At 46.1% G+C, this 20,374-nt stretch carries 16 protein-coding genes and 1 tRNA gene; 4 read left to right on the top strand and 13 right to left on the bottom strand.

Annotated features, from left to right (window positions below; translation table 11 throughout):
- Window positions 1-170: 170 nt before the first annotated feature.
- The 7 genes from rseP to rimO all read right to left on the bottom strand — a co-directional run bounded on the left by rseP (window position 171) and on the right by rimO (window position 7,840).
- Window positions 171-1,553, bottom strand: coding sequence for an RIP metalloprotease RseP (gene rseP / locus I3248_RS05325; protein ID WP_238062819.1), 1,383 nt, complete (start codon window positions 1,551-1,553; stop codon window positions 171-173).
- A 34-nt stretch (window positions 1,554-1,587) separates the two neighbouring features.
- Window positions 1,588-2,820, bottom strand: coding sequence for a 1-deoxy-D-xylulose-5-phosphate reductoisomerase (gene ispC, locus I3248_RS05320; RefSeq protein ID WP_238062818.1), 1,233 nt, complete (start codon window positions 2,818-2,820; stop codon window positions 1,588-1,590).
- Between the two features lie 54 nt (window positions 2,821-2,874).
- Entirely contained in the window at window positions 2,875-3,684 is an 810-nt protein-coding gene (locus tag I3248_RS05315) for a phosphatidate cytidylyltransferase (protein ID WP_238062817.1), read from the bottom strand.
- 107 nt (window positions 3,685-3,791) lie between these two features.
- Window positions 3,792-4,541: a polyprenyl diphosphate synthase gene (gene uppS, locus I3248_RS05310; RefSeq protein ID WP_238062816.1), complete on the bottom strand. Its 750-nt coding sequence runs from the start codon at window positions 4,539-4,541 to the stop codon at window positions 3,792-3,794.
- A 142-nt stretch (window positions 4,542-4,683) separates the two neighbouring features.
- Complete coding sequence (gene frr, locus I3248_RS05305; RefSeq protein WP_025647086.1) at window positions 4,684-5,238, bottom strand: ribosome recycling factor; 555 nt, start codon at window positions 5,236-5,238, stop codon at window positions 4,684-4,686.
- Between the two features lie 89 nt (window positions 5,239-5,327).
- Window positions 5,328-6,053, bottom strand: a complete 726-nt coding sequence (gene pyrH / locus I3248_RS05300) for a UMP kinase (RefSeq protein WP_025647087.1) — start codon at window positions 6,051-6,053, stop codon at window positions 5,328-5,330.
- Window positions 6,054-6,256: 203 nt separating this feature from the next.
- Window positions 6,257-7,840 carry a 30S ribosomal protein S12 methylthiotransferase RimO gene (rimO, locus tag I3248_RS05295; RefSeq protein WP_238062815.1) on the bottom strand — a complete coding sequence of 528 codons (1,584 nt, stop codon included), beginning with the start codon at window positions 7,838-7,840 and terminating at the stop codon, window positions 6,257-6,259.
- 160 nt (window positions 7,841-8,000) lie between these two features.
- Between rimO and I3248_RS05290 the strand changes: the two genes are divergently transcribed.
- The 3 genes from I3248_RS05290 (at window position 8,001) to I3248_RS05280 (ending at window position 11,328) form a co-directional block, all read left to right on the top strand.
- Complete coding sequence (locus tag I3248_RS05290) at window positions 8,001-9,308, top strand: ATP-binding protein (protein WP_238062813.1); 1,308 nt, start codon at window positions 8,001-8,003, stop codon at window positions 9,306-9,308.
- Window positions 9,309-9,351: 43 nt separating this feature from the next.
- The gene (locus I3248_RS05285) at window positions 9,352-11,037 is read left to right on the top strand and encodes a sigma 54-interacting transcriptional regulator (RefSeq protein WP_238062812.1); all 1,686 of its coding nucleotides are present in this window, start codon (window positions 9,352-9,354) and stop codon (window positions 11,035-11,037) included.
- A 206-nt stretch (window positions 11,038-11,243) separates the two neighbouring features.
- Window positions 11,244-11,328, top strand: a tRNA-Leu gene (locus tag I3248_RS05280).
- A 75-nt stretch (window positions 11,329-11,403) separates the two neighbouring features.
- Here the strand turns inward: I3248_RS05280 and I3248_RS05275 are convergent.
- Window positions 11,404-12,354: a serine/threonine-protein kinase gene (locus tag I3248_RS05275; RefSeq protein WP_238062811.1), complete on the bottom strand. Its 951-nt coding sequence runs from the start codon at window positions 12,352-12,354 to the stop codon at window positions 11,404-11,406.
- Window positions 12,355-12,560: 206 nt separating this feature from the next.
- Between I3248_RS05275 and I3248_RS05270 the strand changes: the two genes are divergently transcribed.
- Entirely contained in the window at window positions 12,561-13,541 is a 981-nt protein-coding gene (locus I3248_RS05270) for an ATP-binding protein (RefSeq protein WP_238062809.1), read from the top strand.
- A 265-nt stretch (window positions 13,542-13,806) separates the two neighbouring features.
- On the opposite strand, the gene I3248_RS05265 is transcribed toward I3248_RS05270, so the two are convergent.
- The 5 genes from I3248_RS05265 to gyrA form a co-directional block, all read right to left on the bottom strand.
- The gene (locus I3248_RS05265) at window positions 13,807-14,937 is read right to left on the bottom strand and encodes an MBL fold metallo-hydrolase (protein ID WP_238062808.1); all 1,131 of its coding nucleotides are present in this window, start codon (window positions 14,935-14,937) and stop codon (window positions 13,807-13,809) included.
- 32 nt (window positions 14,938-14,969) lie between these two features.
- Entirely contained in the window at window positions 14,970-15,197 is a 228-nt protein-coding gene (locus tag I3248_RS05260) for a hypothetical protein (RefSeq protein WP_238062807.1), read from the bottom strand.
- A 125-nt stretch (window positions 15,198-15,322) separates the two neighbouring features.
- Window positions 15,323-15,991 (bottom strand): glutathione S-transferase, encoded by a 669-nt coding sequence (locus I3248_RS05255; RefSeq protein ID WP_201603507.1) that lies wholly within the window; start codon window positions 15,989-15,991, stop codon window positions 15,323-15,325.
- Window positions 15,992-16,221: 230 nt separating this feature from the next.
- Entirely contained in the window at window positions 16,222-17,292 is a 1,071-nt protein-coding gene (rarD, locus tag I3248_RS05250; protein ID WP_238062806.1) for an EamA family transporter RarD, read from the bottom strand.
- A gap of 190 nt (window positions 17,293-17,482) precedes the next feature.
- A complete protein-coding gene (gene gyrA, locus I3248_RS05245; protein WP_238062805.1) occupies window positions 17,483-20,299 on the bottom strand; it encodes a DNA gyrase subunit A in 2,817 nt (938 codons plus the stop codon).
- Window positions 20,300-20,374 lie beyond the last annotated feature (75 nt).

The following is a 20,374-nucleotide window of genomic DNA, read 5'->3' as shown; positions in this document are numbered from 1 at the left end:
ATAGAATTAGAACACTTTATATAAAACGCATCATAAAATAAACTAAAAATTACGTTAAATAAAGCTTAGCTACTATGAGTATTGTTTATTGCTATTTGTATAATGTTAGGCACAATCCTGCGCAGGCGTTAGTGTAGCGCATTTGGCTCGATATGTCGCGCCACGTTCGCCTAAAACAGCCGGCTAATATCATTACCAATCGCTAACACCATGAAACCTACTAGCAAGAGTAGACCTATATTTAAGCCTGCGATTTGCACCCCTTCTGGTAGAGGTTTGCCTCGTATAAGCTCAATAGTGTAGTAAACAATATGACCGCCATCCAATATCGGAATGGGTAATAAGTTCAATACGGCAAGACTAAGACTTATCAAGGCGGCAGTAGATAGTACCATCTCCCAGCTGATATCGAAGCTTTGCTTAGCGACTTTGGCAATAGTAATGGGGCCAGATAAGTTATCTAACCCTATCATACCTGAGAGCATCTTCCCCATTGAGCTGACCGTCATTACCGCTAACTGTTCGGTTTTCTCAAATGACTTCATCAGTGATTCACCAGGACCATAGACGACGGTATTTTTATAAGCATCAGGGATGACAATATCAGTCTGAGCGACCATCGCGCCAATCTGCCCATAGCGATTGCCTAAATTGTCTTTTTTGCCTTGTGGCATAATCTGTAACTGCAGCGGCTCGCCATCACGAAGCACGGTGAAAGTGAGTAATACCTCTGGGCTATCACGGATAATACGTGTGGCACTAATCCAATCATTAATAGGGGTATCATCGATAGCGGTAATTTCATCACCGACCTGCATACCCTGTAAACTTGCCGCACCATCAGCAGTCAAATCGCCAATAATAGGCTCAATAGTTGGCTGCCACGGTAGCGTGCCAAAGCTTGTCAGCGCGTCTTTGCCTTGCGCCTGCCCTTGCATAAAATTAGTCACCGGCGCTTGGTAAGTGGTTCGCTGAGCGCTTGCCGCCTCTGCCACTTGTGATTGTAAGGTAACGCTCACATTATCGGTCTCACCCATGCGACTTGCTAAGCGATAGTTGATGTTCTCCCAAGTCTGCACTTCATGACCGTCGATAGCGACAATCTTCTCACCCTCTGGCAGCTGCGCCATAGCGGCTGGTGTGTCGGGCAGTACCTCACCGATAGTAGTCGCTAGCTGCTCTGAGGGCGTCATAAATAACACCCAAAATAAAGCAATGGCGATAATGAAGTTCATGATGGGGCCAGCGGCGACGATAGCTATTTTTTTTAAAGGATGCTGACGATTAAAGGCTAAGTGCTGCTCATGTTCAGCCACCTCACCTTCACGCTCATCAAGCATCTTGACATAGCCGCCAAGCGGCAAAGCAGATACTCGGTAGTCTATACCGCTGCGCTTACTGGTCCAGCCTGCAAGCTTAGGACCAAAGCCAATAGAATAAGTTAACACCTTGACGCCGCATAAACGCGCAACGATATAATGCCCCCACTCGTGCAAAGCAATCAGAGGTCCTAGTACAAATATAGCGGCAAGCAGCGTTAATATAAAAGTCATGGATATCTCAAATTAGGTATAGATTTAAGCGACCTCAAACCATCTGTCCCGCTATCTGGCCCGCCATTTGGCCAATAAGCGTCTGTGTGTAGCGGCGTGCGGCGTCATCAATAGCTAAGATATCATCGATACTAGCATCAGCAGTTAAGCTGGCTACTTTGACTTGGCTCAGCGCTTGCTCATTGATATCCGCTATATCAGTTAAGCGTATCCGCTCTGCTAAAAATGCCTCGACCGCAATCTCATTAGCCGCATTCAACACAATAGTCGCCTGAGTGCCCGCCTGCATCGCTTGCCGTGCTAAGCGCAGACAAGCAAATTTCTGCAAATCTGGAGCAATAAACTCTAAAGCACTTAGCGCAAATAAATCTAACGGCTGTGAGCCGCTGTCGATACGCTCAGGATAGCTTAGCGCATGGGCAATGGGCGTCTTCATATCGGGACTACCCAGCTGAGCCAAATAGCTACCATCGTTATATTCTACCATTGAGTGAATGATACTTTGCGGATGAATCACTACGTTTATCTTATCTTCTGGTAAATCAAACAAATGACAGGCTTCAATCAGCTCCAAGCCTTTATTCATCATCGTCGCTGAATCGACAGATATCTTCTGCCCCATGGACCAGTTAGGATGCTTTACTGCTTCAGCGACCCCAGCTTGCTGCATATGCGCGAATGAATGCTGCAAAAAAGGTCCGCCAGAAGCCGTCAGCCAAAGCTTATGCACCCCATAAGAGGATTTGTGAATCTGCGTATTATCTTGCTGAATAGACGGCGGCAAACATTGAAATATGGCATTGTGCTCAGAATCAATCGGTAATAAAGTTGCGCCATGAGTCTTAACCAGTGAGATCATCACTTGCCCGGCCATGACTAGCGCTTCTTTATTGGCTAATAAGATACGCTTACCGGCGCGCGCGGCTTTAAGCGTCGAGGACAACCCTGCCGCGCCAACGATAGCCGCTACCACCGTATCTACTTCACCGTCAGACGCGATATCATCAAGACCGGCAGGACCACCAATAACCTCGGAGTCTAAGCCTGCCTGCGCAAGCTTGGCGGCAAAGTCATCGACCTTATCTACAGGCACACAAACGCGCGCAGGGTTGAACTGCTGGCACAGCTGCAATAGCTTATCTAAACGCTGATGACCTGATAAGGCATAGACATCAAAGTTGTCACTATGCGCTGCTAAAATAGCTAAGGTGCTATCGCCGATGGAGCCCGTCGCGCCAAGTACAGCGATGCGTTGTCTGTTAGTCATAAGCTTAAGGGCCTATAGTGTTATCAATAATAGATGAAGAATAAAGAGACTTAATCAGCCTACAAGCAGACCAAGCTGCTGTAGACCTAAGAATCCTAAAGCAAATATAGGGGTGGCCGAGAGCAATGAGTCAATACGATCTAGCACGCCGCCGTGTCCTGGTAGGATAGTTCCTGAGTCCTTAACTTTAGCGCGGCGCTTGAGCATCGACTCAAACAGATCGCCTAACACCGATATCAAAATAGTCACCACAGATAAAGCGGCAAAAGACAGCAGTGCAGTACCGGACAATTGCAGCATAAAGACGCTAATACCGATAACGACTAATAAACCGGTAACGACTCCGCCTGCCAGTCCTTCCATGCTCTTATTGGGCGAGACATTTGGCGCCATTTTACGTTTGCCAAGCTTACGGCCAACGAAATAAGCCCCGCTATCAGCGCACCAGACCAATAAGAACACATACATCAGCCACCAAGGCGACTGCTGCCACAAAAAGAACATAGCAGTAATGGAGGCAACCAGTATCACCATTCCCATGGCTGACAGTCTGCGGCCATACCAGCTGGTATGAGTCGGAAACTTACTCACCCAAGATAAAGCCATCAGCCATATGATTAAAGAAGCTATCCACCATAATACCCAGGTCATCGGAAATACGAGCGAGATGAGCGTCAGCGCCAAAACAATTAACACAAAAATCGTCGGCTGACGCCATTTTGGCATGAGCTTAGTCCATTCATGGGCTGCAATCGTCACACCAATAGCCAGTAGAGGCGCAAAAAATATAGGGGTTTGGCTTGCAAATAGCGCAATACCTACAATGATAATTAAGACGACTGCTGTTCTAATCCGTTGCCACATACCAATCAAGCCTTATACTCATAGTTGACAGAACTTCAGGGGGTATAGGGTATCTGAGAGTTGACAGACACTTATAACGTTCTCACTCACTCTTTTTGTACTATTCGCTAATTAGTCGTTGTACTAGCGACTTGCTCACTAGTCTTGCCAAAGCGGCGCTGACGCTGACTAAACTCCTTTAGCATACCATCAAGCTCTTCTGCGCTAAAATTCGGCCATAATGTTTGCGTAAAAAACAGCTCAGCATAAGCGGATTGCCATAATAAAAAGTTCGATAAGCGGTACTCTCCGCCCGTACGAATCAGCATATCGACCGCAGGCTCATCTGCTAGCTGTACATATGCGCCTAATTTTTCTTTGGTTATCTCTTCCACCACCAACTGTCCTGTTTGGACTTGCGCGGCGAGCTGTTTTGCAGCATGGGCAATATCCCACTGACCACCATAACTAATAGCAATCACCAATCTCATAGCATCATAGTGGGCAGTCTGAGCCTCTGCATCGGCCATCTGCGCTTGTAAATCGTCAGACAACTGGCTACGATCACCAATAAAGCGTAGCTGGATTTGATACTTCTGCATAAGTGGCAGCTGCTCACTAATAGTCACCGATAATAAGTGCATGAGTAATGCCACCTCGCTCGGTGGTCGCTGCCAATTTTCACTAGAAAAAGCAAATACCGTCAGTACTTCAATGCCTACTTCGCGGCAGTACTCCACTACAGGGTCCAGCGCGTCTTTACCTTTTATATGGCCTTCGCCTTTGCCTAATTCGTGTTGTTTGCCATAACGATTGTTGCCATCCATAATAATAGCAATATGTCTGGGCTTTAGGTCTATGTCAGTTTCTGTAAGCATTCTTTAGCCATCTTAGTAGTAATAAATTCTTAGCCATAAAAGCTAACTAATAAAAAACTGGCGTCTCGACAATACCACTTGCAAGAGGCCAGTTCTTCATTGACATTCAGGTTTCGACTTTGCGTTGAATCTAGCAAGCCACTTATACTTCCATCAAATCGCTTTCTTTTGTGCTTAAACGCTTATCAATGGTGTCGATATATTTGTCAGTGATTTTTTGAATATCATCATTAGCGCGGCGCTCATCGTCCTCTGAGATCTCTTTTTCTTTGGCTAGATCTTTGATGTCATTCATCATATCACGGCGAATATTACGAATAGAGACGCGGCTGCTTTCCGCTTCACTACGAGCGAGTTTTTGCATATCGCGGCGAGTCTCTTCGGTCAGTGCCGGCATAGGCACACGAATCACATCGGCGCTCATTGGGTTAAGACCCAAATCAGCTTCGCGAATGGCTTTATCTACTGCTTGTACCATAGTGCGATCAAACGGCTGCACCAGTAAGGTGCGTGAGTCTTCAACGTTAACGCTAGCGACTTGGTTCAATGGCGTGTCGGCACCGTAGTAGCTGACCATGATCCCTGATAGCATGCCAGGATGGGCACGGCCAGTACGCACTTTACTAAAAGTATTATCAAGCGCCTCTAGCGTTTTTTTCATGCGCTCTTCGCCGTCTTGTTTGATTTCTTTAATCATCATATTTCCTTAATTTATCTATACGACAATAGTCATAGTTGCTTATTTTGAAGAGATACGGTTATAAATCGTGGACTGCCGATTTATGACTAGTGATAAACACGAGTGCCTTCATTTTCGCCCATAACGACATTCAATAACGCGTTAGGCTTAGTCATATCGAATACTTGTAGCGGTACATTGTGCTCACGGCATAGGGCAATAGCGGTCAGATCCATGACGCCAAGCTTTTGCTCGAGCACCTCATCAAAAGTGAGGCCATCGTACTTGGTCGCATCGCTATGCAGACTTGGGTCCTTATCATAAACTCCATCAACCTTAGTCGCTTTTAAGATCAGACCAGCTTCAATCTCAATACCGCGCAGGCAAGCAGCGGTATCTGTGGTGAAGAAAGGATTACCGGTACCGGCAACAAAGATACAAACCTCGCCGTTTTTGAGATAACGAATGGCATTACGGCTGCTATAGCTCTCAGTGACTTCGCCAATAGGTAAGGCTGACATCAAGCGCGTTTTGATATTGCGGCGCTCAAGTGCATCACGCATCGCAAGGCCATTCATAACAGTCGCCAGCATCCCCATCTGATCGCCTGTGACTCGGCCTACCAGACCCTCTTGTTGTAATTGGGCGCCGCGATATAAGTTACCACCACCGACGACGATACCGACTTGCACCCCAAGGCCACGTAGATGAGCGATAGACAGACTCATCTTATCGAGCACCTCAGTATCAATACCCATGTCTTTGCCGCCCGCTAAGGCCTCGCCTGATAGTTTAAGCAAGATACGCGAAAAACGGGGATTTTTATCAGACATAAGAGCACCTTTTTATCATTAAATATTATCGTTAAATTACTATCAAAACTGTCATCAAGTCGCTGATAGCTTGATCAGCACAGCAAATCAGGCTAAATTGCGCTAATTGTAGCAAAAACTATCCCTTATTGGGCAATTTTCATTCACTGCTTTTGTCATTATGCCTGACGGATATACGCTTTTATTGAGCCTTAACCTCAATCTTAACCTTGAAAGCTTGCAAACAAATCGTATTCGCTAGCGTCATCGATAGTCACTGTTAAAAACTGGCCAACTTTTACCGTAGCGTCAATATTGTCGACATAGACATGACCGTCAATCTCTGGCGCGTCCGCGTAACTGCGGCAGATAGCGATATTCTCTTCCACATCAATCTCATCAACTAATACTTGTAGCGTCTTACCGATTCTCTCTTGTAGCTTTTGCGCGGAGATCTCTTGTTGGAGCGCCATAAAGCGCTCATAACGCTCCTGCTTCACCGCTTCGGGAACGGGATTTGGCAAGTCATTGGCGACAGCGCCTTCGACTTCTGAATAAGTAAACGCTCCGACTCGGTCTAGACGGGCTTCTACTAGCCAGTCGAGTAGGCACTGAAAGTCCTCTTCGGTCTCACCGGGGAAGCCGACCACAAAGGTTGAGCGAATGACAATCTCAGGGCAAATCTCACGCCACGCTTTGATACGCGCCAAGGTGTTTTCGCTATGCGCGGGGCGTTTCATGGCTTTGAGGATTTTATGACTGGCATGTTGGAATGGGATATCCAGATATGGCAGCAGCTTACCCTCGCCCATTAGCTCAACCACTTTATCGACATGCGGATACGGATAGACATAATGCAGGCGCACCCATATGCCTAATTGATTAAGCGCTTGGCACATATCATAAAATTTGGATTTGAGCGGCATACCGTTCCAAAAGCTGGTCTTATATTTAAGATCTAAGCCATAAGCTGAGGTATCTTGCGAGATGATAAGTAGCTCTTTGACGCCAGCATTTTTTAGCGCTACCGCTTCATTCATCACCTGATCTATGGAGCGCGAGACTAAATCGCCGCGCAGGCTTGGAATAATACAAAAGGTGCAGCGGTGGTTGCATCCTTCAGATATCTTTAGATAAGCATAATGGCTTGGCGTCAGCTTGATGCCTGCCTCGTCGATCAGATCGATTTTGGGATTGTAGTCTTTATCTTGCTCTTTAGTAGGGCGCGGCACATGCTGGGCAACAGCAGTAATGACCTCGTCATAAGCATGCGCGCCGGTCACTGACAATACGGCTGGGTGCATAGTACGGATTTTATCCGCTTCTTTGCCCAAGCAGCCGGTGACGATCACTTTGCCATTTTTACTGATGGCTTCACCGATAGCGTCGAGCGACTCTTGTACTGCCGACTCGATAAAACCGCAGGTATTGACGACGACTAAATCTGCGCCGTCGTAATCACCGGCTACTTGATAGCCATCGCGGCTCAGCTCAGTGATAATGCGCTCGCTGTCTACCAAAGCTTTTGGGCAGCCAAGCGACACAAAACCGATTTTGGGCGCAGTGACAGGCGAGCTTGCATGAGCTTGAGCGCTGCTGCTACTTTGTTCGATACTACGGTTTTGGTTATGATTGGCTTTATGATGATACGCTTGAGTAGTGCTGGAGGCTTGCTCAGGACTCTCGCTACTCGGTACTTGCGCAGGATTGAATACTGTCGCGGTGTTTTTTAGCGCGGCATTAGCTGGCGATGGCGCTACCGAATCGGCTAAAATAGTATCATCTGATGGCATAGAATTTTTGGACATAGCTGACCTTGCTTGAGATAAAATGGCTGAGCGCATTGTACGTTTTTTTTGTGATAACTGCTAGTTTTGCCGTGCTATGCTGTTGATTTATGGTTAAATGTTATTGATTTAATACATCATCTCTATGAACCATGCCCCCTTTTACTCTATAGGCTTTTTTATGAGCAGCCATTCGCTAGCCTCTGCTACTACGCCCGACTTAGCTTTTATCTCCCAGCAACTATTCACCGCCATCTTATGGGTTGATGACTCCTTAGTTATCGAGTGGATCAATGCGCAAGTAGAGCAGCTACTGGCTATTAGCCGCGGTAGACTGTTAGGGCAATCTATACTCAAATTACTCGCACCCGAAGAGTTAGAGCATATAGCGACAAACCTGTCTATAACGACAGATGATGCTCCAACCGGCCTACTGACTGAGCGTTTTTATCAAGCGCAGCAGTATCAGCAGCCCTTTGTCACTCATGATCATATAATAGATTTTTCTTCTGATAGCCGTGATGTCCTACTCATAGACTATAGCGTAACGCCGGTTGTGTATCAGGAAAGACCCTATTTCATCGTTGAGATGTGGGGTAAAGATCGGCAAAGCCGCATCACGGAAGACCAGCGCCAACAGCAGCAATACGAAGTCGCTCGGCAAATGCTGCGCTCGGTGGCTCACGAAGTCAAAAACCCACTTGCCGGTATTCGCGGAGCCGCGCAGCTACTCGTGCGCCAGTTCAATAAAATCCAAAAGCTAGACGGCGACCCCAATGCTCTCTCGCTAAGCTCAAACGACAAAGCCACCACCGCTACGTCTAATATACTATTAGATAAAAGTATGCTTAAAGACAAGCTTCATGGGTATACTGATATCATCATCTCCGAGACCGATCGCTTAACGCAGCTCATCGGTCAGCTGCTAGGGTCCAACCAGCCTGCGCATTGGCAACTCATTAACATCCATCAGCCACTAGAGCATGTCTTGGCCTTAGTCCTTAGTCAGTATCCTAAAGTGACTATAAAGCGTGATTATGACTTATCTCTGCCAGAGCTTACAGCTGACAAAGACCAGCTGATTCAGGTATTTTTAAACTTACTTAATAATGCTTGTGAGTCGATGACCGAATTTGCGCAGTTGCAAGTCGATGCAAACTATCAGCCGCAGTTAGCCATTCAAACACGTATTGCATTTCAGCACACTATCGGGCAGCAGCAGCACAAACAAGTACTACAGCTCTCTATCACTGATAACGGCGGCGGTATAGAATCAAGCTTGCTCGGACAAATATTCTTCCCGATGGTGACGAGCCGCGCGGCGGGTACGGGGCTTGGCTTGTCGATTGTACAAGATATTCTCAGCCGGCATCATGGTATGATTGAAGTGCACTCTAAACAACATAAGAGTGGCAATTCAACTTGCTTTACACTGTACTTGCCGTTTACTCAGCCACTGCACTCACTTAATGCTGTCAGTTATAAATAATCCCTACTGCTAATAATGACAATAACGATGAGTTAATAACACTATGACCACTCTTGCTACTCTATGGCTTATCGATGACGATGCCGCACTACGCTTGGTATTGGCCGACACTTTTACCGAAGCTGATCTGACGGTGATTAGCTTTACACAAGCGCAAGCGGCCTGGACGCGCCTCAATGATATTTTACAAAAGCGCGAGCCTGCATCGCAGCTCCCTGATGTTATCTTGACTGACATTCGTATGCCGATGATGGATGGCCTGTCATTCAGCGATTGGGTGCATAAGCACTTCCCTGAACTGCCTATCGTCATTATGACTGCACATTCCGATCTGACGTCAGCCATCAATAGCTATCAGGCAGGCGCGTTTGATTATCTAGCCAAGCCCTTCGATTTGGATGAGGCTGTCGCGATCATTTATAAAGCGCTCAATCATCAGCCAGATAGTGACACTCATCAAGACCGCTTAATGGATCAAAGCCGCACGGCGATAAATAAAGAACCTATAGCATCAGACTCTACTCAGAATGCAGACAACCAGCAAAATACTAAAACTGCTAGCGATGTTAAGAAGCCTGCCTCTACACCAAGCGATAACACCAATCCGAGTGGTATTATCGGGCAGTCGCAAGCCATGCAGACCGTGTTTCGCGCGATTGGCCGTTTGGCTCATTCGCCGATTACTGTACTGATCACCGGTGAGTCAGGTACAGGTAAAGAGCTAGTGGCAAGCGCCCTACATCAGCACTCGCCGCGCGCCAAGCATTCCTTTATCGCGCTAAATATGGCAGCGATTCCGCATGACTTAATTGAGTCTGAACTATTTGGCCATGAAAAAGGCGCTTTTACTGGCGCGACGACGCAGCGCCAAGGCCGCTTTGAGCAAGCTGATGGCGGTACGCTGTTCTTAGATGAAATCGGTGATATGCCGTTTAGTACGCAAACGCGGCTACTGCGTGTGCTCGCGAATGGCGAGTTTTATCGGGTCGGTGGTCAGCAGCCTGTTAAAGTTGATGTGCGTATCATCGCTGCCACCCATCAAAACCTAGAGCAGCTCGTCCAGCAAGGCAAATTTCGCGAAGACTTATTTTATCGCCTCAACGTCATCCGTCTACCGCTGCCGCCTTTGCGAGCCCGCCGAGAAGACATCCCGGCCTTAGCCAGTCATTTTATGCAGCAAGCAGGCAAGCAGATGAACACCGCCGTCAAACAGTTAAGTCCTGATGCTCTGCGTAGTATGCAATCCTTTGACTGGCGCGGTAATGTACGCCAGTTAGAGAACGTTTGTCTTTGGCTGACAGTGATGGCGGCTGGGGATACGGTGCTTACCCAAGATCTGCCTCCTGAACTGCTTGCCGATAATGCTGCGGACTCATTAAGTAATAATAACGCTCAGGCCGCTCTTGCTACTCAAGCAATTCCATCCGCGCAAACCTCGAATAGTACCTTGCCTATCCATTCGCATACTTCTACAGCGATTACTGAAACTTCGATAAGTTGGCAGCAAGCGCTAGCAGACTGGGCTAAACAGTCTTTGCAAGCGGGTGAAACGGACATCCTACAGTTAGCGACCCCAGAGTTTGAGCGTGTACTGTTGAGAGAAGCGCTTAGCCATAGCGGCGGGCGCAAGCTAGCTGCGGCTCAGCTATTGGGTTGGGGCCGTAATACGTTGACACGCAAGCTAACATTGCTTGATGTATCGTCGAGCAAGCCTACTACAGAGGAGTAGCCAAGTCTTTGATTAGCTTGCTTTTCCTATAAAAGGAGTACAGATTTTCATTTAATCTGCAAAAAAATTAAATTAATTTGCAAAAAGGGGTTGCCAAAACTGCGAAACTCTATATAATAGCCAACCACTGAGACGCACTACCGAATCAGTTATCTGTCTGTTAGACGTTTGAATTTAAGCGCTGACGATGATAGAGTGACGATAATGGGGCTGTGGCGGAATTGGTAGACGCACCAGATTTAGGTTCTGGCGCCGCAAGGTGTGAGAGTTCGAGTCTCTCCAGCCCCACCATTTTCGGTTAGTACATCTTAGACCAAATATCAAAGCCTGCTTTTTAGCAGGCTTTTTTGTGTTTGTACGTTTATTTTATAATTGTAAGTCCTTCAAAACTGCTTTCATGCTTAGATATCTCTCACTGGTTCGTTTCGCCAAAGCCTTATCCAAAATATCTTGATAATGACTATATTGAAAAGGCAAATTAGGTATCGGCTGCTGACAATGCTGAATCGCCCAGTCTCGCCATGGCTGCGTAGTTGACGACTCAATAGCATAAGGCCTGTCGCCCGCCAAAACCTCATACATCATAATCCCAAACGCATAGATATCACTTTGCACCGTACTGCTCTGCCCTTGCCATAGCTCTGGCGCAAGATAAGCTGGCGTACCCGCGCTGTTTTTAACTTGTAGCTTGTTTTTAGAACTATTTGCAATTGGCCTCGCTAAAGCAAAGTCCGTTAATAGTAAGTTCTGCTCTTTATCCATTAAAATATTACTAGGCTTAATATCGTTATGCAGCCACTCTTTATCATGTAGAGACTTTATAAGCGCTGCCGCTTTGACGATAATTAAGTGCTTTTGTGCAAGGGTTAGTGGCTGCTTGAGATGTTGCGCCAAACTGCCTTGCGTGTAATAAGGTATAGCTAGCCAAGTGAATGACTGCTCTTGTCCAAGTATATTTAAGCGCAAAGTGCCGTAAGCAAGAACGGGCGGCGCGGTAGTGTTTTTTTGAGCGGCTTTATTGCTACTTTGCAAACGGTTTACTACTTTCAGCACCTTTATTTCATGATTCAATGATGCTGCATCTAAAGAGCTATCAGGGCTCAGTTGCCATTTTATCATCACCTGACCAAACTGAGCGTGAATAGCGCGGCTTAAGCCTTGATAGGTTTTTGCAGTGTCGTTTGGTTGGCTCAGCCGTTGATGCACGATATTAAGATAGCCTAGTTGCATAAGCGTATGAGTTATCGTAGGTAAGAGCTTATCAGCTTGCAGTTGCAGCTCTTGTTTTTTTGACCCATGACTTTCTTCATCTTTCATAGTAAAGTAAAGCCCTTATGTGGCTATAGTAGACCTGATTAAAAGTGTTATGCGTTTGATTGACCAGCAAGACTGATAAAATTTTCTGGCGTGCCGTGCCTACGCAGACAAGGCTGCAATAATTCATAGCAGCCTTGCCATAACATTTTCATAGTGAACTGACTATATTATCTGCATTAAATTTAACCCAAACGATTAGAATAGATATGTCCGAATCCAAGCCGAACGATCACTACGCCCTACCCGCACCGTTACTGACATTGCTAGAGCAATACTTACAAGAGCGCGTCACGCCAACCATTCAAATCGACCCCGAACAATTGGCTTATCGCTGGGTCGGTGGTCGCAGTGGTCATCTTGAACCCTTAGCAGTAAATCTGTTTTTAAGCTTAGATGACTTACAAGGTATTGAGACCCAAAAAACAAAACTGGTTCAAAACACGCGTCAATTCTTAAAAGGCTTTCCGGCCAATCACGTACTGATGACCGGAACTCGCGGCGCAGGTAAATCATCGCTAATACGCGCTCTACTGCAAGAATATCATAGCGAAGGGTTACGCATTATCGAGATTGCCCGTGATGATCTACAAGTGCTCGATAAAATTCGCGCTGCTATCAATGCACTGCCTGCTGACACTCAGTGCCGCTATGTCGTGTACTGTGATGATTTGGCCTTTAACGGGCAAGATGAGAGTTATCGGGCGCTGAAAAGCGTGCTTGATGGCGCGCTTGACTCTGAGCAGGACAAGCTTTTAGTATATGCAACCAGTAACCGCCGCCATCTATTACCGCAATTGATGAAGGATAATATTAGTATTTATGATGGACAGACCGATGAGGTTAACCCTTATGAGACTATAGATGAGACCGTGTCTTTATCGGATCGTTTTGGTCTTTGGTTATCCTTTCATCCGATGGATCAACATACTTACCTTCAAATTGTGCAGCATTATCTGCAATTAGAGCAAGCGAAAATATCGGGTGCTTTAGAAACTCATTCAGAAAATCATAGTGAGGCTAAAACGACTACGATTGGCAAAGAAGAGCCGCCTCTAGCTGACGATATCAGAGCCGCGGCTTTACGCTGGGCATCAGAGCGCGGCGGCCGATCAGGGCGAGTTGCTTATCAGTTTAGTCGCTACTTTAGCGGCAAAGCGCAATTGGCTGCGGCTGATAGTGACCCTTAATAGAGTAAAATAATTTTAATCTTAGCTAAAGTTAACATGGAATGGAAAAGCTACTTTTATAAACGCATTCTTATAGTCTTACTTTATTTGCGTAGGCTGTGGCTTTAGCCCTGAGAAACGTTGAAAAATTGCACTGCAACTTTAGTTTCGCAAGAGAAATTCTTTAAATAGAATTTCTTTAAGAGACCTTACAAAGTTACAATGCTGAGCTAAAGCCAATGCTGGGCTAAAGCCACAGCCTACACTACCTCGTTCTGAATAAAGATTAGTCTCTATCAAGCACTGAACCTAAATACTGAACGCTGGATTTGGCAGTGTGCTCACTACCTTTGTTAGTAGTAATTGGTTCGCCTTCGACCGTATATTGCGCAAAGTCCTCAGCTAACCATAACTGATTTTGATAATACCTTTGCGCTTCTAAACGAATATGACTCATATTAGCAGTAGTGCTATTAGGCTTATCAAAGTTTTGATAACGGGCGCTAAAATGGGTCAAGATTAAATGTTGTAGACCGCTATCCTTTGCAAATTGTGCCACTTGCTGAGCGCTACTGTGCATGGGATCGAAGCCTGCGTTGCCCATATTGCCAGAGTTTTTGGCTAAAATACGTACTTTTACCGCATTAGTATAAGTCGCTTCGTGGACGAGTAGATCCGTGTTTTTGACAGCGGCACTTAATAGCTCTGGACTGTCGTTATCCCCTGCCACCACTATTCGTGTGCGCCGCTGATTATTATGGACATAATCAGCTGATGCCAACTGTCGTCCGTCTTCTAAAATGACATCATGGCCTTGCTGTAACTGACCCCATAAAGGGCTAGCGGGAATACCTGCTGCTTTGAGCTTATCTGTATTTAGCACCCGCTGATGAATCGTTTGCGTCACCCCAAAAGCATGCGAAGCCACCCGGTGCGACAGTTTCGTGATATCAATCTCGAGCTGTTGCTGATTGTCTAAAGCCAGAGAGATTTTAGCTCCATCATCAGACAGAACCTCTTCTATCGCTATAAAGTCGATCGCAAAAGGAAAGTGTAGCTCAGTAGTTGATTTTACCGCGTCAAGAAAGTCGTGAATGGCTTTTGGCGCAATAATGGTTAAGGGCGCAGTGCGTCCTGACATTGCGGCACTTGCAAGCAAACCTGGCAGGCCATAACAGTGGTCGCCATGCACGTGCGTGATACAGATAACCGTCAGCTGATGCAAAGACAGCTTAGTCTGAAGCAGTTGCTGCTGCGTGCCCTCGCCGCAATCGATAAGTAGCCAAGGTCGTAATTTTTTGCGGGATTGGTTTTGACTAGATAAATAAGGATTTAGGCATTCGATAGCGAGCGCGGTGACATTACGCTGTTTAGTTGGTACGCCTGCCGAAGTGCCCAAAAAGGTCAGTTGTAGCATAGCTCGCTGCTTACTCCTTAGAGTCCAAAAAACTAGGGAAGCTCACAGATAAAAGTGCGCTTTCCTTCAATTATTTGTCCGCCACTAGCATAACACTCGTTTGCCATATTAGACTCATATGACTTCCAGCCACCATAAAAACTAGCAATGCAAAGCAGCGCGACAAGGAGCTTTTGGCCCCAAGACTTGAGCGAGATCGGTTGTTGCTCGATGATTTCTTCCTCAAAAGGCTCGTCAGTTACTTTATTTAGCTCTTTCATTATCCTACCTTTTTGAAGCGTTTAATTGTATTCGCTAGCCATTATAACCAAAAAGCGCATCATCAACGAATTGAATGACACGCTTTTGGCTTCTACCTAAAAATCTATTTTACGAGTTTAACCGCTTAGAAGTTAAGACGACCGCCCTTCTCTTCACTACGTTTAAAGGCCGGACGCTCTTCACTGCGTTTAAGCCAGTTTAAGATGTTGGCATATTTTTTTCTATTTAAACCTTCACCCGCATTGGCCCCTAACACTGCTAGATGCATCTGAATATCTGCCGCACTGAATTCAGCACCCGCAAACCACTGATTGTCTTCTAAGTGCTTCTCCATCATCGCAAATATCGGATCTAAGCTTGATTTGACCATGTTCTTTTCGATTTGTGCTTGAATCTTTTTGCTGACCGGTTTGATGAGCATCGGCGATTGCTGCACTACTTTGGTAAATACCAAACGCATCACTAACGGCGGCATGACTGACGCTTCTGCAAAGTGTAGCCAAAAGGTATAATTCTCCCAAGCCGCTTCGTTATCGTCACTAGGCTTAAACTGCTGCTCCTTGTCATAGTGCTTGAGTAGATATTCGATAATAAAGCCTGACTCTATCAGCGTCCGTCCATCCGCTTCTAATATAGGCGCATGACCTAGCGGGTGCACCTCTTTTAGACTATCAGGGGCACGGTAGGCTTTGGTACGATTATAACAAGTCAGCTGATAATCAGCCCCCAACTCCTCTAATAACCATAAAATACGAAAAGAGCGCGAGTTTTCTAAATGATGAAGATGCAACATAAATTCTCCTAATAATATTTTGATAAATTGGGCTAGCTGATAAATAGTGAGTGATAAATATAAAAATCAATACTTTAAGATTTTGCTACTTTAATATCATCATATCTCAGTCAAACCGCCATTAATACCAGCAAAGCCCATTACAGTTACCAAAAATAATATCTAACCGGTCAAAATTTTGCCGCATTAGGGTCTATCTATAAATACAGAGTGCGCTCGAAAGCGTTGGCTTATTTTGTATTTAACTTCTCAATCTTACGCGTCATTTTCGCTATTTTTCGTTGATAGCGGTTAATTTTACGAAAACGCCTAGCCGCTAATATTCCCTCGATACGGCGATTTTTGAGACGTTGACGCGAAGGAAAACTATGCACCAATGGCTCATTATAGCCATGCAAGCGATCCTCGCGGCGACGATATAGATAACCTCTAGCGCTGTCTATAATCATAATCGTTAAAGCCACTATAATCATACTATACATAAATAATGAGCCGCCCTCATGAAGCCCTTGACTCAAAATCGTAATAGAAAATATAAATAAGAAAATCGGCTCTAAATAGCTCAGCGTTCCAAACAGTGACACCGGCAACTTACTACTCGCCACCATCGTTAGCGACATCGCAAGCGCGCTAAATATTCCTAATAATGGCAGTAAATACCAAAACTTGTTATCGCTGAGCGCTGTACCAAAACCGCCACTGCTATACAACGCAAAAAGCACCACCGGTAATAGTAAAGTTAGATCTGATAATAGACCAGTAATCGGTGGCACAGCTAGCTTGCGGCGCATCAAAAAGTAAGGCGGGTATCCTAAACAGACAAATAAAGTCGCCCAAGATATCGTACCGTATTGATAAACATCATACGCAACGCCGAGCGCCGCTATTAGCGCAGCTAGCCACTGTAGAGCGCTCATATATTCTTTATAAAAAAATCGTCCTACCATAATCATCACTAATGGCAGTAAAAAATAGCCCAAAGTGACATCGAGCCCTAAGCCATTGACCGGCCCCCACATAAATAGCCAAATCTGACCGCCCAAAATCGGCGTCGGTAAAATAAATATCAACCACTCTTTTGGGGTTTTTATGGTCTTTAGATAATCAAAAACATGCTGCCACTGCTTCGTTAAGCTGACCAATATTGTTAGGCTGATCAGCATCATGATGACCCGCCATGACGCTACTTGCGTGCCCGTTAAAGGTTGCATCAATAAACCAAATAAGAATAATAGCGAGAATAAAAAACTCGCAGACGCGCCAGCTACCGTTCCTTGAAAAGTTTGATTGTTAGTTAGCATAACAACAGCCTTTTAGATTTACCGTCCTTATTAAAGCGATGACTTAACGCTTTAGAACATCGAATTAAAGAGTATTAAAAATACAAATAAGAAAGTTAAAAACCTCTAACGATAACGTTAGAGGTTCTATGTGAAATGTGAAAACCAGAATGACCCTGTTTAGATTGGCGACTTAACTCTCGCCCTTAACTTAGCTATCTCCATCGACGCCAGTTTTTAAGTCATAGTCATTAGCGATATCGACAGTATCACTGATATCATCGTTTGCGCCGCTTGCGGTAGTGGTATCGATATCTGCCTGCTCCTGAGCTTCAGCGCCAAAGGTACCATCCTCACGCATGGCTTCAATCAGCTCATTATCGTCCTCTTCGTGCTCGACCCTTGCCATAGCGACTAGCGTCTCATCTTTAGACAGACGAATCAAGGTTACGCCCTGCGTGTTACGACCAGCACTTGCGACGTGCTCGACTGGCGTACGCACTAAAGTACCTTTATCAGATATTAAGATAATGTCATCTTCTGGATCGACCTTAGTTGCGCGTACCAAAGCGCCATTACGCTCACTGGTTTTGATAGCGATAACCCCGCCGCCGCCGCGATTTTGGGTATTGAACTCTTCAATGAAAGTACGCTTACCAAAGCCGTTTTCACAAGCAATCAAAATCTCGCGGACGTCATCTTCGATAACGACTAAAGATTTAATAAACTCATCATCTTTTAGACGCATACCGCGCACACCTTTAGCGGTACGGCCCATAGCGCGAGCATCGTTTTCATCAAAACGGATAGCTTTACCGCTTGAAGCAAATAGCATCACCTCTTGACTACCGCTAGTGATACGCGCGCTCACAAGCTTATCACCTTCCTCTAAGCTTACAGCAATCAAGCCATTAGAGCGAATATTGGCAAACTGCTTGAGCTCTACCCGCTTCACCGTACCATTCGCCGTTGCAAAGAACACAAAAGGCGGCTCAGCAGTCGTGCTGCCTTCTAACGAGTCATCGTCTGTCTCGTTTACAGTCAGCTCACTTGTAGCGGAGGACTCTTCTACCATCTTTGGAATAGGCAGTATCGTCGTCACTGACTCATCAGCACTGAGCCCAATTAAGTTCACCAAAGGACGACCGCGCGAACCGCGACTGGCAATCGGTACTTCAAAGCCACGTAAGCTAAAGACGCGGCCAGTATCTGTGAAGCACAATACGGTCGCATGAGTAGACGTGACAAGCAGATGATCGATAACATCGTCTTCTTTCATCGCCGTCGCTGACTTACCTTTACCGCCGCGTTTTTGTGCGACATAATCATCGATAGGCTGAGTCTTGGCATAGCCGGTGCGCGAAACGGTCATCACCACCGTCTGCTCTGGGATTAAGTCTTCGCGGCTAAAGTCACTGCGCGAATCGATAATATCAGTACGGCGCTCATCACCGAAGTTGTCTCGAATCTCAATCATCTCATTAGAGATAATAGTCATCAGCTTATCAAAATCCCCTAAGATAGCTTCTAGGTTAGCAATCTCACGTAACAAGTCTTGGTATTCTTCAGTCAGTTTGTCTTGCTCAAGGCCAGTCAAGCGATGCAACTGCATCTCTAAAATCGCATTGACCTGCTCAAGTGATAAGCGATAACTTTGCTCGCCTTTAGTCGTATCATCGATAAGCCCGAATGGCGCTTTAGGGTCTTCGCCTTCGATATACTCAGGACGTACCGATTGGCTACCGGCGGCCTTTAGCATAGCGACGACACTACCTGAGCCCCAAGTATTACCAAGTAAGCTCTCACGCGCTTCACCGCGGCTAGCAGATGCTTTTATCGTGGCGATAATATCATCGATATTAGCGAGCGCTACCGTCAAACCTTCGAGTAGATGTCCACGAACCCGGGCTTTGTTAAGCTCATATATAGTACGGCGCGTCACCACTTCTTGACGATGGCGCACAAAGGCAGCAATCAGTTGACGCAAGGTTAATAGCTTGGGCTGACCGTTATCAAGCGCCACCATATTGATACTAAAACTGGTCTCAAGCGGCGTCTGCAAAAATAAATTATTAACGATGACTTCAGCGGTCTCACCGCGGCGCAAGTCGATAGCGATACGCATACCGTCTTTATCAGACTCATCGCGTATCTCAGTGATACCGTCAATCTTTTTATCACGAACCAGCTCTGCGATACGCTCAATCAGCTTGGCTTTATTGGCCTGATATGGCACTTCAGTGAACACAATGCGCTCGCGATCACGGTTGACACCGGTAGTACTCATCGGCTCAATATGATAGCGACCACGTACGTGTAAGCGGCCTTTGCCCGTGCGATAAGCGTCTTGAATACCAGCGCGGCCATAGATGATACCGCCCGTCGGGAAATCAGGACCTGATATATGCGTCATCAGCTCTTCACCCGAGATTTGCGGGTTCTCAGCGTAAGCCAAGCAAGCATTGATCACTTCGGTTAAGTTATGCGGTGCCATATTGGTCGCCATACCGACCGCAATACCGGTTGTGCCATTGACCAAAAGGTTGGGCACGCGCGCAGGCAATACGCTTGGCATACGCTCAGAGCCATCGTAGTTGTCTTCCCAATCGACGGTATCTTTATCCAAGTCGCCAAGCATCTGATGGGTCAGCTTGGTCATGCGTACTTCGGTATAACGCATCGCCGCCGGTGGATCATCATCGATTGAGCCAAAGTTACCTTGACCATCCACCATCGGGTAACGCAAACTAAAGCCCTGCGCCATACGTACGATCGCATCATAGACCGCGATGTCGCCATGCGGATGGTATTTACCGATGACGTCACCGACGACACGCGCTGACTTTTTATAAGGCTTGTTGTAGTCGTTAGAGAGCACATGCATAGCATACATAACGCGGCGATGCACCGGCTTGAAGCCATCACGGACATCAGGTAGTGCACGCGAGACAATCACACTCATCGCATAATCTAAGTAGGACTGTTTTAATTCATCTACAATGCCAATAGGACTGACCGACTCGCTCATATACACTCCTTCACTCATATCCACTTTATTAATTTTGCAGGCTTTATAGATCGCTCACCACACTAAGCTGGCTTT

Source organism: Psychrobacter sp. Ps3 (genome assembly GCF_022129275.1).
Classification (GTDB): domain Bacteria; phylum Pseudomonadota; class Gammaproteobacteria; order Pseudomonadales; family Moraxellaceae; genus Psychrobacter; species Psychrobacter submarinus.
This window is presented reverse-complemented; position numbering and strand designations above follow the sequence as displayed.